At 42.9% G+C, this 12,446-nt stretch carries 12 protein-coding genes and 3 tRNA genes; 3 read left to right on the top strand and 12 right to left on the bottom strand.

The window, feature by feature from the left end:
* The first annotated feature begins 136 nt into the window (after window positions 1-136).
* The 3 genes from F7R24_RS04330 (at window position 137) to F7R24_RS04320 (ending at window position 3,236) form a co-directional block, all read left to right on the top strand.
* On the top strand, window positions 137-547 hold the full coding sequence (locus F7R24_RS04330; RefSeq protein WP_151670016.1) for a SulA-like leucine-rich domain-containing protein: 411 nt from the start codon (window positions 137-139) through the stop codon (window positions 545-547).
* A gap of 81 nt (window positions 548-628) precedes the next feature.
* Window positions 629-1,666: a YcjF family protein gene (locus F7R24_RS04325; protein WP_168926772.1), complete on the top strand. Its 1,038-nt coding sequence runs from the start codon at window positions 629-631 to the stop codon at window positions 1,664-1,666.
* Window positions 1,659-3,236, top strand: coding sequence for a GTPase family protein (locus F7R24_RS04320; RefSeq protein ID WP_168926771.1), 1,578 nt, complete (start codon window positions 1,659-1,661; stop codon window positions 3,234-3,236). The genes F7R24_RS04325 and F7R24_RS04320 overlap by 8 nt, the downstream gene beginning before the upstream one ends.
* A gap of 44 nt (window positions 3,237-3,280) precedes the next feature.
* Here F7R24_RS04320 and F7R24_RS04315 read toward each other — a convergent pair whose 3' ends face one another.
* The 12 genes from F7R24_RS04315 to F7R24_RS04265 form a co-directional block, all read right to left on the bottom strand.
* On the bottom strand, window positions 3,281-4,753 hold the full coding sequence (locus F7R24_RS04315; protein WP_151670013.1) for an ABC transporter substrate-binding protein: 1,473 nt from the start codon (window positions 4,751-4,753) through the stop codon (window positions 3,281-3,283).
* Window positions 4,737-6,146, bottom strand: a complete 1,410-nt coding sequence (locus F7R24_RS04310; protein WP_151670012.1) for a GGDEF domain-containing protein — start codon at window positions 6,144-6,146, stop codon at window positions 4,737-4,739. Before F7R24_RS04310 ends, F7R24_RS04315 begins: the two co-directional genes overlap by 17 nt.
* 254 nt (window positions 6,147-6,400) lie before the next feature.
* Window positions 6,401-6,487, bottom strand: a tRNA-Leu gene (locus tag F7R24_RS04305).
* A gap of 26 nt (window positions 6,488-6,513) precedes the next feature.
* Window positions 6,514-6,587, bottom strand: a tRNA-Cys gene (locus F7R24_RS04300).
* 39 nt (window positions 6,588-6,626) lie between these two features.
* A tRNA-Gly gene (locus tag F7R24_RS04295) sits at window positions 6,627-6,702 on the bottom strand.
* Window positions 6,703-6,829: 127 nt separating this feature from the next.
* Window positions 6,830-7,378 carry a CDP-diacylglycerol--glycerol-3-phosphate 3-phosphatidyltransferase gene (gene pgsA / locus F7R24_RS04290; protein WP_151670062.1) on the bottom strand — a complete coding sequence of 183 codons (549 nt, stop codon included), beginning with the start codon at window positions 7,376-7,378 and terminating at the stop codon, window positions 6,830-6,832.
* A 25-nt stretch (window positions 7,379-7,403) separates the two neighbouring features.
* Entirely contained in the window at window positions 7,404-9,254 is a 1,851-nt protein-coding gene (uvrC, locus tag F7R24_RS04285) for an excinuclease ABC subunit UvrC (RefSeq protein WP_151670011.1), read from the bottom strand.
* Window positions 9,255-9,258: 4 nt separating this feature from the next.
* Window positions 9,259-9,570 (bottom strand): excinuclease ABC subunit C, encoded by a 312-nt coding sequence (locus tag F7R24_RS04280; protein WP_151670010.1) that lies wholly within the window; start codon window positions 9,568-9,570, stop codon window positions 9,259-9,261.
* Between the two features lie 41 nt (window positions 9,571-9,611).
* Window positions 9,612-9,749 carry a hypothetical protein gene (locus F7R24_RS14615; protein WP_168926770.1) on the bottom strand — a complete coding sequence of 46 codons (138 nt, stop codon included), beginning with the start codon at window positions 9,747-9,749 and terminating at the stop codon, window positions 9,612-9,614.
* 117 nt (window positions 9,750-9,866) lie between these two features.
* Window positions 9,867-10,733, bottom strand: coding sequence for an NAD(P)-dependent oxidoreductase (locus F7R24_RS04275; RefSeq protein ID WP_151670009.1), 867 nt, complete (start codon window positions 10,731-10,733; stop codon window positions 9,867-9,869).
* Window positions 10,734-10,735: 2 nt separating this feature from the next.
* Complete coding sequence (mtnN, locus tag F7R24_RS04270) at window positions 10,736-11,521, bottom strand: 5'-methylthioadenosine/S-adenosylhomocysteine nucleosidase (RefSeq protein ID WP_151670008.1); 786 nt, start codon at window positions 11,519-11,521, stop codon at window positions 10,736-10,738.
* A gap of 70 nt (window positions 11,522-11,591) precedes the next feature.
* Window positions 11,592-12,392 (bottom strand): pseudouridine synthase, encoded by an 801-nt coding sequence (locus F7R24_RS04265; protein ID WP_240775978.1) that lies wholly within the window; start codon window positions 12,390-12,392, stop codon window positions 11,592-11,594.
* Window positions 12,393-12,446 lie beyond the last annotated feature (54 nt).

Below are 12,446 nucleotides of genomic sequence, written 5' to 3'. Positions count from 1 at the left end.
GCAGAGATACTGACTAAACGTTATCTCTAGAACCCAATCGAACCAGTAAAAAAATGCTATTAAAAATTTGACACACTTCAAAATGCTGTATATAAATACATGTACTGTATATATGAACAGTTAGTGAGGTGTCATCATGTATCAAGCCCATACCGCAGTTGAATCCATTGTTCGTCAGCCAGAACAATTCTTGCCCTTGCTTGCTGATGCAAGCCATCAGTCACGATGGGTGACCTTGATAGATCCACCAGAACGTTTAGATCAACATGAGCTAAAAAGCGCTGGCATTGATCTTAAAAAATTACGCATTGTGTATACACGAAATCGCCATCAATGGTTAAAGACGTTAAGTACCTGCGTTTGCAATGGATTAAACAGTCTTGTGGTTGCATGGCCTGAACCTTCGGTTAGTAACGCGACGGTTAAAGCATTGGGGGAAGCATGCCAACACGGTAAAAGCTTTTGCCTATTACTTGGAAATCGTCAGCCAACACAGGTTACCTTCAAATCAGCACAACCCGAAGAGCAATTGCAACTAGCACTGTAACTCCATAACGCTATCGATCCGTATCTGTTAAAGTTAACTGTAGATGACTAACAGATGATCTGATTGATAAAGGATGGAATTGTGACTGCTGATAAAACCCGAACGCCTCTGCCTACGCTATGGTTACTGGGTAAAACTGGAGCTGGCAAATCATCGCTGATTCGTCATTTAACGGGCAACAAGAGTATTACCATTGGAAATGGCTTTAGGCCTTGTACAACCTCATCAGAAGCCTACAACTATCCTGAGACCTTACCCTGGGTGCGTTTTTTAGATACACGCGGTCTTGATGAAGCTGGCTATAATCCAGAAGAAGACCTCATTTATTGCCAAGAACAAAGCCACGCTCTGCTGATTTGTGCTCGTCTTGATGATCCAGAACAAAGCTCTTTGATAACCGCTTTAAAAAAAATCCGAAAGAAAATCCCAGCTGAGTCAGTATTAGTCATACACACTGCTTCAGAGCACATTTCTAACACAGATGAAAAACATCGCGCATATCAGTATCAACAACAGCAGATTGAAGAGGCTTGGGGAGGCTCACTAACCAGTATTTTGATGGATTTATCGAATCTTGATATACCAGTGGGTGCCGAACTATTACAACAACATCTTCTAGAGCTATTACCCGCTGCTGCTCATTTAAGCGAAAAGTTACGCATGCGCGAAGATGAACAACTTGCATTCAATCAACACAAACCTCTTATTAAGCGTTTTGCTACCGCCGCCGCCGCAACCGACACCATTCCTGTTATAGGTTTTATTACAGTGCCATCTATTCAGGCAGCGCTTTTAAATAAACTAGCCAAAGCTTATGAATTAAAGTGGAGTCGTAAGGATATTTCAGCCTTTGTCGGAACGCTAGGTACAGGTTTTGGCATACAGTACGCATCTCATTTAGGTCTACGACAACTGGTCAAACTACTACCTGTGTATGGACAAACGTTAGGGAGTGCTGGCGCTGCGGCAGTCAGTTTTGCGACCACCTATGCGATTGGTCGCGTCGCTTGCTTATATCTTTATTACCAACGTCATCAAGCACCACTTTCTCCTGAAGAGTTGCAAAAGCAGTATCGACAAGCCTTCACCACCATACGATTGGAAAAAATTGATGAATAGAATCATTAACTCTCTTCGATTTGGTCAGCGCTTTGCTAAGGATGGATTACCTTTATTGATGATCCTGTTCTGTATTCCCGTTGTCGTATTAATCATCTTTGGATTTATTGCGCTCTACCAACTAGGGTACATGCTTTACTTTGTAGTGTTATTATCAGGAATCAGCGTAGTTTATTTTTTAGTGCTTCTTAGCCTTAAAAAACGCATGAAAGCACAGGTGAAAGAATCTGACCGTCATCACGAAGCAACCCATTCCACTGAAGGACTAGTAGATCCTAATCATGATTGGAGTGAGTTTGATTTACAGGTCTGGTATGAACTTAATAGCACCATGGATCAATTGCTACAGCAACAAGATTCATGGGAAATTTTAAGAGAACATGCCTTGGCCTTGGTCAGTGCAACCGCGCGTCACTACCGGCCTAACAAAGCGAATGGTGAGCTAGCCATCACCTTACCAGAACTCTTAGCCATGACTGAAGAGGTTAGCCGACGCTATCATCGTATTATTCTGGAACACCTACCCTTTGCAGAACAGATTCATATCTCACGATTAAAGCAGATTTATCAATATCGTGATAAAACAGAACAGATAGAGCAGATCTGGCAAGCCTACCGCGCATTTAGACTCTTTACCCCAACAGGAATTATTGCAGAAATACGTTCTCAAATTACGGGCCATTTGCTTGATGAAGTGAAGGAAGAATTAAAACTGAATTTGAAAAAAGCGTTTCTTCAGGAAGTAGTCAGTGTAGCTATTGATTTATATTCCGGTCGATTTCAACATCCTTTTGATATTGAAAAGACGACTGAAACGTTAGAGAGTGAATTACCACCTTTACGCATCTGCTTGATTGGTCAGCTTAATTCAGGGAAATCTACACTCACCAATTCATTACTCAATGAGATCAGAGCCGAATCTAGTCCTCTTCCCTCTACAGACAAAAAACATGTCTATCAGCTGGATACCGACGGGCAATCTTTAATTCACTTAATTGATTTACCCGGTTTTGACGCGACTGAATCAACTCAAAAACTGCTGCTTAAGGAAGTTAGTGAAGCTGACATGGTGATCTGGCTATTAAAAGCCAATCAGCCGGCACGAGGCTTAGATACACAGTTTAAAGAGGCGTATGACGGATTTTTTAATCAACCTGAAATGCGTTCTAGAAAGCGACCAGCGCTGATCGGTGTGTTAACCCATATAGATCAACTGCCGCTTCTAAAAGAATGGCAACCGCCCTATTCATTAGATTCTAAACTAGAAGAAGGCCCTAAAGCCCTTGCAGTGCAGCAACTAAAAGATGCCCTAGCATATAATCAGTCACTGTTAAAAATAGAAACGCTTGTTCCCCTATGCTCGGCACCAGGCAAATCCAACTGGGGATTAGATCAACTGTTAACAGAACTAGACAGTCGCTATCAAGATGCACGCCAAACCCAACTAAATCGCTTAAAACTAAGTCGATCTAAGCAGATTTCATTCAGTAAAGAGTTTCGCCGAATTTACAGAATTGGAGACTCATTATTTCAACGCTGGCGCTCAGGTACAAAAGATAAAGGCAGTTAATAATAAAATCTTAACTGCCTTCTAGGCTATTTATCCTAGCTAACTTAATTCCAGTAAAGATCTTCCAGTACAAATGAAGGTATAAAACTATTTTCCCAAATACCCTGTAGCTTACGGTGCATGAAGTTTCGCTCGGGTCGCATAAACAAGAACACATTGACTGCATCATCAGCTAATTGCCGCTGAGCCTCACCTAAGTAGTGATGAAAAACCTCTTCTGTTCTCGCTTCTAACACGTTAGACCAAATCTCTTTAAAATGATCATTGTCATAATTAAAGTAGTATTCATCTCGTGCATAGATATTGATATCCATAGGTTCGACATGAAGGATCAGTGTTAGCGCATAATCATGCTGATTAAATACTCTATCCATCCATTGACGCCAATCTATCTGTTCTAATTCGACACGAAAACCCATAGCTTCGAGATTATCAGCAATTAACAATCCGCCATAACGACCATAATCTGTGGGAGGAAGCGTTAACCGTACTTCCAAGCCGTCATCAATCCCTGCCTCTTTTAATAGCGCTCTTGCCATATCTAAATCGAAAGGGTAACGATCTGCTAGATCAACATACGCTGGATGTCTTGGTGAGAAATGACTTCCGATGAGCTCAGGATGAAACTGAGAACCATAAAGAGTACTTAACTCTTCGCGATTGATTCCATGAGCTAATGCACGTCGAACACGAATATCATTAAAGGGAGGTCGAGCATTATTGATCGCCAATAGCATTTTACTTTCTAGATTTCGAGGAATCATTCGATACTCAGGATGAATGATAAAACGATTAGTCACACGTGTAACGCCCAGCAATCCATCGATTAAACCTTCAGCTAACAAGCTTTCAGTACCCACGGATGTTTGCATAAACAGAAATTCTGCTTGGCGAATAGCGGGTTTTGAACCCCAATAACGGTCATTTTGTTCAAGGATAACAGAGCGCTCTGGAGTCCACTCCACAAAGCGAAAGGGTCCAGTACCTATGGGATGTGTTGCATTCTGTGAGGATGTATCAGGGTGAACCATCACCGCAGCGGGTAATGCTAAGTTGTATGGTAAAAAAGCATCTGGTTTTTCTAACCGAATAACCAAAATATGATGACTTTCAGCTTCAACACTAGCAATGCTTTCAAAAAGCATTCTTTGTGGATTTTTTGAATCAGGCGCTATGATTCGATCAATTGAATACTTAGCCACACTGGCATTAAATGGGTTATTGTCATGAAAGCGTACGGCTCTTCTTAGCGAAAATCGATAAGTTAGCCCATCATCTGAAACTTCCCATTGACTGGTAAGACGTGGCTGTAATTCGCCGTTACCATTGATAATAAATAAACCTTCTAAAACATTACCGTAAGTAATTTCTCCGGCTGAAGCCGCTGGTGTTAAAGTTGGATCTAGCAACGGAGGTTCAAGATGAATACCCAAACGCACCGTATCTTTCGCCAATGCCGGTATACTAATCATTAGAGCAGCAATAGAAAGAATTAACAGCTTAAACAGTTTCATCATCACCACCCTCTTCAATATTGACTGCTGAGACAGGCTCTAAAGATGTACAGACAAGATTTCTTCCCAAAGATTTAGCGTCATAAAGCGCCTCATCGGCTGCAAGCAAAGCATGATCAAGTAATAGTTGAATTTTCTCGTCGGAGGTTTCAACCGGTAATGGCATATCTTCCACGATGGTAATTCCAAAGCTACAGGTTAACCAAATAACCGGCTGCCCAGGAATCTCAATTGGCGTAGACTCTATTTTTAATCGAATTTTTTCAAACACTTTGAAAGCGTCATCCAGCGTTGCCACACTAAAAATAGCAGCGAACTCTTCACCACCAAAGCGTGCTAAGACATCTGTTTCACGAAGCCCTTTAGTTAAAGTATTAGCTATAGATTGAAGTGCAACGTCACCAACGGCGTGTCCTCGTTGATCATTCACTTCTTTAAAATGATCGATATCACATAGGGCTACACACACAGGTAAATGGTTTTGACGCAATAGTCGTTTTGCTGCCGCATAAAAATGTCGTCGATTAGCTAAGCCGGTCAAAGAATCGTGTTCTGCTAGAAAAGACAGCTCTTGATTGACATTGAGCATATGTTCTTCTTGCTGCTGTATTCTCTCAATGAAACTCACCACCGTCTGAGAAAGCTTAGCGATCTCATCTTTACCTTGCCGTTCAAAATCATTGATGTTGACTGGCGAGCGCTCTACTGCACGCTGCATACGCAAAATACGTCGAACAACGGTCATATCGAAATAAACACCCGCTATCAGAGCAAATAAAACAATAAATACAGCAAGAGCAATTAGGTTTTGTTGATGCTCTCGAATCTGCTGCTGAATCTCTTGGCTTTGGGAGATGATCTGTAAACGCACGCGAGCGGCCACGTAACCCATCAGTACGGACATTTCTCCAGCAAGTTCTCGATTTTTCAGTGACACATCACTTAAGTGCTCTAGCTCTCTTGCTCCCAAGCGTTCGTTAATACGCTCACTAACGAGATGGTTCAGGATACGAATATTAAGATCCAATTCATGCTGAACTTCACGAACACGATTCAACATTTCAGCGTCAATATGATTACTAGGAAGATCTGAGGTCATTTGACGCACCCAAGTAGTGCGGTCATTCAGTTCGACGAGGGCTCTGCGACGATCGTTTTGAGTTTCGGCTGTAGAGAGCATCAAACCCAAACCAATCAGTGACTCTGCTTGCTGAACGATACGAACAGAATTCATGAGGCTTTCCATTTCAACTTTGCTGAGCTGTTCTACCATTTGATGCAGACGCTCAAAGGCTCTTGCTGTGAATGCAGTAGCCCCTACCACCAATAACGCGATAAGAAAGGTGACACCCAAGGTTTTTGCATTTAAACCAAGCCGGTAGCCTTTTGCACCCATTTACATATCCATGTTTAATATAAATTCACAAACTATTGTTTTAATTATTTTAAATCTAGATCATTGAGTTTTAATGACACTAGTTCGTTTATACACTATTGTGGTTTTTCGGACAAGAAAGCTATGAAATGCTTTGGCAAGAAGTCTAGAGATAAATAGGGGTAGTGCAAGGGTTTATAGGTAAAAAAAGATAAACTTCAGAATGATACTATTCATTCGAATATTTATTTAGGATATTGATTTTAAAGCACAAATGGTGCCCCGAACCGGACTCGAACCGGTACAGCCTTTCAGCCGAGGGATTTTAAGTCCCTTGTGTCTACCAATTTCACCATCGGGGCGGTGAGGTCTAACAATGTAAGAGATGTGGAGGCTGGAGTCGGAATCGAACCGGCGTACACGGAGTTGCAGTCCGCTGCATGACCACTCTGCCATCCAGCCCAAAATCTCTTTTTTAAGATCAAATCACTGATTCAATCTTGGAGCGGGAAACGAGACTCGAACTCGCGACCCCGACCTTGGCAAGGTCGTGCTCTACCAACTGAGCTATTCCCGCATTTCACTGGATAGACAATGTCTGTCAGTGGGTGCGTATTTTACGGAAATTGACTTGGGCGTCAATAGTTATTTTCAAGTTTTTGTTTTTTCAACAATTATGTTCAATTTTTGTACAGCATAAATGCTTATATATCATCGATTAACAAGGGCCAAGCGGCTCTTAAATAGATATACATCGACCACAAAGTTAGCAACGCCGCGCCATACAGCGTTAAAATCCCCACCCAAGATAGCATAGAGAAAGGTGCTACAGCGATCAGCACTAAAATAGAGACCATTTGCAGAGTGGTTTTCACTTTGCCGATCATGGAAACTGAAACGCGAGTTCTTTCCCCTATTTCAGCCATCCATTCACGAAGCGCAGAAATCACGATCTCACGTCCGATAATAATAACCGCGGGAATGGTAATCATCGGGGTCGCATAGGTCTCAACGAGTATCACTAAGGCAGCAGCGACCATGAGCTTATCGGCAACAGGATCCAAGAAGGCACCAAAAGGTGATTGTTGATCTAAACGTCTAGCTAAGTATCCATCAAGCCAATCCGTCAGAGCAGCCAATCCAAAGATTGCAGCAGCAACCCAGGGCGACCAAGCACCTGGCATGTAATAGATAGCAACAAACACTGGGATTAAAAAAATCCGAAGCAATGTCAATAAATTAGGTATTTTCATAGATAACAGCATTTCGCAGTCCTATTTAGCTGTCGGGATGCAGGCACGACCAAATTTCCAGTGCCAGCTTATCACTTATGGTAGAGACTTTTGCAATTTCTTCAACACTTGCGTTTTCTATCTCTTTGATACTGCCGAAATATTTTAGTAGTTCGCGACGCCTTTTAGGGCCAATACCGGCTATATCTTCTAAGGTTGAACGCTTTCTTGCTTTTCCTCGGGCTGCACGATGACCTGCTATCGCATAGCGGTGAGCTTCATCTCGGATATATTGCAACAGATGTAACGCACCTGAATCAGAAGGCATAACACTTTCATGACCCGTTAACCCATTTACCAGATATTCAAAGCCCGCTTTACGCGTTGTTCCTTTGGCTATACCGATCACTTGAACTTCGGTAATCTGAAGTGACTCAAGCACTTTCATCGCCTGCGAGACCTGTCCTTTACCGCCATCAATCACCAAAAGATCAGGCAATTTACCCTCACCTTTTTTTAGCTTGGTATAGCGGCGCTCAAGTGCTTGCTGCATCGCTGCATAATCGTCACCCGCCGTGATGCCGTCAATATTAAAACGACGATAGTCTGTTTTCAGAGGACCATTGGCGTCAAATACCACGCATGACGCAACTGTCGCTTCGCCTGAACTGTGACTGATATCGAAACATTCCATTCTTGTAATAGGGCTATCCATATCTAACACTTCTTGTAACGATAAGAAGCGTTGAGCCATATTTTGCTTACTCGCTAACTGACTCAGGAGTTGGTTCTGAGCATTGGTTTGTGCAAGACGCTGCCATCCAGCTCGATCACCTCTAACGTTATGTAGCAGCTGAATTCGTCGTTGAGTTTTTTCAGACAACGCCTGTTCAATAATGGCACCATCCTCCAAGGCATTTGGAAGAATGATTGTGCTCGGTACTTCTCTGACACTGCTTAAATAAAATTGAGCAATAAAGGCTGAAAGCACGTCACTTTCAGAACCTTCCAAAGATAGCTTAGGATGATAGACGCGACTACCTATGACTCGACCACCTCGGACGAATAGAGCGTGGATGGACACCAACCCCTTGTCCATAGCACAACCAAATACATCTGCTTCACCGCCACTTCCAGATACATACTGCTGCTCTTGGACTTGGCGCAAGGCAGATACTTGATCACGTAACTCAGCTGCTAACTCAAAATCTAATGCAGCAGCCGCTTGCTCCATTCGCTGCCCTATCTCACTGATAACGGCGTTATTCTTACCCTCCAAAAACATACTGGCATGGCGTAAGTCATTAGCGTATTCGGATTCGTTGATCAGACCGACACAGGGGGCAGTACAGCGCTTGATTTGATACTGCAAACAGGGACGAGAACGGTTTCTAAAAAAACTATCTTCACACTGACGAATGCGAAATAGTTTCTGCAGTAAATTTAAGCTTTCTTTAACCGCTCCACCGCTTGGGAAAGGTCCAAAATACTGACCTTTAGCTCGTTTAGCGCCTCTGTGAAATCTCACTGCAGGAAAGGATTCATTCGATGAAATAAAGATGTAGGGATAGGACTTATCATCTCTAAGCAAGATATTATAAGGCGGTTTTTGTGCCTTAATAAGATTTTGCTCTAACAACAGTGCTTCAGTTTCACTGTTTGTAACTGTCACTTCAATACGGTGAATGTGAGACACTAAGGCTCTAGTTTTAGTGCCTTGACCTGTTCCCCTGAAATAACTCGACACTCGGTTTTTTAAGTTACGAGCTTTGCCAACGTAAAGTATCTTGCCTTGGGTATCATACATTTGATACACACCAGGGCGAGAGCTTAAGTTAGCCAGAAAGGCTTTATGATCAAACGCTGAGGATTCAGAAGGGTTTTGCAACTCCGACATGCAGTTAAGATTTCAAAGCTAACTGCTTATTCGCATTCATGTGAATATGGGTCGCGTCTTTGTGAATCTGCTCGAGCTGTTCACGGGTTGCATCAGTGATACCGGCTCCCCGTGACAGTGACACTTCAAGGTATACACCTATCTCTGCATAATAGTAGATACGTGCATTAAACGAACGTGCTCGCTTCAACTTACTTAATGACATTTGCGCACCATTCACAAGAATAGTGTTTATGTCATTATCAGACAGCAATGGATGACGCTGGCTTTCACGCTGTACCTTTTCGGGTTGGCTGAGATTAGCTGAGCGAAACATATCGTTACCTTGAAAAAATGATTTTGAAACTTGATGTACCCTTACTTACCTGTTTTAGCCGCATCCTTTGCGATCTGCTTCTTCAGGAAAATGATTCCGAATACAGTAATTGCAACTACGCCAGCAATCACAGCGATACTTGGCGCAAGAGAGATCATACTATACTTATCAATAGACATAGAACGTACCTTTTATAAATATTAAGTTAAATTAAAAACTTAGGGTCTTAGCGCCCTTATTTATGTAAATTATAGAGGATTACGAGCGGACCTCACATCCTTTTAAGTCTAAATCTTTTAGGAGTTAAACCTTTTGACTAGACTTGAAGTGTCCCATCTACCGCCGCCTTTTTGCTGAACTTCGGCATAAAACTGGTCTACTAGAGCCGTTACGGGTAGTTGAGCCCCATTCTTGCGCGCCTCATTTAAAGCAATACTCAGATCTTTGCGCATCCAGTCCACAGCAAAACCGAAATCAAATTCATCATTCAACATAGTCTTGTGACGATTAGCCATCTGCCAAGAGCCAGCTGCACCGTGTTGAATAACGTCAAATACTTTTTCACCATCCAAACCTGATTTTTTAATGAAATGAACGGCCTCCGCTAATCCTTGAACCAAGCCAGCGATACAGATTTGATTGACCATCTTAGCCAACTGTCCTGAACCTGAACCTCCCATCAGCTTTTGTGAACGCGCAAAGCTTGCAATGATCGGCTCTGCTTTAGCATAGACAGCATCATCACCACCTATCATAACGCTCAAGACACCTTGCTCAGCGCCCGCCTGTCCACCTGATACGGGAGCATCTAGAAATCCGATGCCTTTTTCGACTGCTGCGTGATAAAGCTCACGTGCAACCTCAGCCGAAGCGGTAGTGTGATCTATAAGTACGCTACCTGATTTCATACTGTTCAAGACACCTGTTTCTGCAGTCGTGACAGAGCGTAGGTCGTCATCATTACCAACACAAATAAACACGAAGTCAGCGTCTTTAGCAGCTTCAGCAGGTGTTAACGCAAATTTACCCGCGTGTTGTGACACCCAGGTTTCGGCTTTAGCAGTAGAGCGGTTGTAGACACAGACCTCATGCCCCTGTGCAGCCAAATGACCTGCCATCGGAAATCCCATGGTTCCCAAACCTATAAACGCTGTTTTAGCCATGATTATGCTTCCTGCTGGATACTCTTTTGATGAACCACTATTTCACGAACGATGGCACAGACCATATTGGCAGAGTTAGTGGCAGCTGTTTCTAGAAACTCTTTAAAGGAGACGTTGGACTCTTTACCCGCTATATCCGAGAGCGCTCTGATGACGATAAACGGGATATCAAAACGATGACATACTTGAGCTATCGCTGCAGCTTCCATCTCTACTGCCTTGATATCAGGGAAAGTTTCTCGTGTAGCAGCGACACGCTCAGGTGCATTCATAAAGCTATCACCTGTTGCAATCAAACCGTGAACCGTATTCACCCCATCGAATTCACTGATACATTTTTCAGCAATGGCGGATAAATCAGCATCGGGAGTAAAAGCTGGCGGCATACCTGGCAGTTGTCCAGGCTGGTAGCCAAAGATAGTTAAGTCGGCATCGTGATGTAAGACACGGTCTGAAATGACTACATCACCTACCGACAATGACGGATCAAACCCACCGGCTGAACCCGTGTTGATGACACAGTCAGGAGTGAACTCATGTAATAAAATAGTGGTTCCAATGGCGGCATTGACTTTTCCTATGCCGGATTTTAGTAAAACCACATCAGCGCCTTGAAGCTGGCCTTGGAAAAACTCATAGCCGGCCTGATTGAACAACTGTACATCGCTCATTGCACTCTTAATCAACTCAATTTCTTGATCCATTGCGCCAATTAATGCAACTCTTAAGGGTTTATCTGCGGTCAATCTATGCGTTAGCGTTTTTGCGATTTCTGTTTGATCATTCATGTCGTATGCGTTTTGATTATTTAATAGTTGTATGATCATGCTACCACGCACGCTAGATTTCGCAATCAATTCAGGTCCGTAAATTTGGGTTTTCACTCAGCTTATTAAGATCATGCCACCCTAATTGAGCAAAGAGCTTTTTTACTGTCTCATCTGGTTCAGCTTGGACTCTAACCTGCTTTAACTCAACAGGATGATCAAAGCGCAATTCAGTTGCCATCAACAACAATCGACGCAAATCAAAATGCTCTCTAAAAAGACGATTATGTCGGCCCTCTCCGTGCTTAGTATCGCCAACGAGTGGATGCAAAATATGCTTCATATGGCGACGAATTTGGTGTTTTCGACCGGTTTCAGGCTTCACCTCTACCAAGGAATATCTCGCGACTGGATAACGCCCTACAGGTATGGGGAGTTCTACATGCGCTAGGGTACGGTAATGCGTCACCGCTTCTTGAGCTGGCTTATCCTCACTGGCAAACGGATCTGCATAATGATCTTTTTTCTGACTTAGCGGATAATCTATGGTTCCTTCCGCAGCAGACCATCCCCGAACAACACATAGATAGGTTTTAGAAACTCTTCGATCTAAAAATTGTTGATGCATGATCTGGGCAGCTTGTTTGTCATTACGAACAAATACAATCACCCCTGAGGTGGCCCGATCAAGCCGATGGATCGTATGAAATGTGTCTGTTGGAAACTGCTGCTTAAGCCACTTAATTAAATTGGGGGAGTTAGCCGGAGATATCCAGCTGGGGTGAACTAACATACCTGCAGGCTTATGAAGCACCACCAGATAATCATCTTGATACAAAATTTCAGGTGTTTGTGATGCGTTTTGAGTATTTAAGTCGTAAGAATGAGTCACGAGCGTCAACTGATTTCAATTTTCAGAGGTTAATTGGGAATTATTGCTATTGAT

It is taken from the genome of Nitrincola schmidtii, from assembly GCF_008973715.1.
In the GTDB taxonomy this organism is placed as follows: Bacteria; Pseudomonadota; Gammaproteobacteria; order Pseudomonadales; family Balneatricaceae; genus Nitrincola; species Nitrincola schmidtii.
This window is presented reverse-complemented; position numbering and strand designations above follow the sequence as displayed.

Coding starts and splice junctions, on each gene's coding strand:
- F7R24_RS04330 (WP_151670016.1), top strand. CDS start 137: ATGTATCAAGCCCATACCGCAGTTGAATCCATTGTTCGTCAGCCAGAA.
- F7R24_RS04310 (WP_151670012.1), bottom strand. CDS start 6,146: ATGGGTGCAAAAGGCTACCGGCTTGGTTTAAATGCAAAAACCTTGGGT.
- mtnN (WP_151670008.1), bottom strand. CDS start 11,521: ATGAATGATCAAACAGAAATCGCAAAAACGCTAACGCATAGATTGACC.
- pgsA (WP_151670062.1), bottom strand. CDS start 7,378: ATGAAAATACCTAATTTATTGACATTGCTTCGGATTTTTTTAATCCCA.
- F7R24_RS14615 (WP_168926770.1), bottom strand. CDS start 9,749: ATGTCTATTGATAAGTATAGTATGATCTCTCTTGCGCCAAGTATCGCT.
- F7R24_RS04315 (WP_151670013.1), bottom strand. CDS start 4,753: ATGATGAAACTGTTTAAGCTGTTAATTCTTTCTATTGCTGCTCTAATG.
- F7R24_RS04280 (WP_151670010.1), bottom strand. CDS start 9,570: ATGTTTCGCTCAGCTAATCTCAGCCAACCCGAAAAGGTACAGCGTGAA.
- F7R24_RS04275 (WP_151670009.1), bottom strand. CDS start 10,733: ATGGCTAAAACAGCGTTTATAGGTTTGGGAACCATGGGATTTCCGATG.
- uvrC (WP_151670011.1), bottom strand. CDS start 9,254: ATGTCGGAGTTGCAAAACCCTTCTGAATCCTCAGCGTTTGATCATAAA.
- F7R24_RS04320 (WP_168926771.1), top strand. CDS start 1,659: ATGAATAGAATCATTAACTCTCTTCGATTTGGTCAGCGCTTTGCTAAG.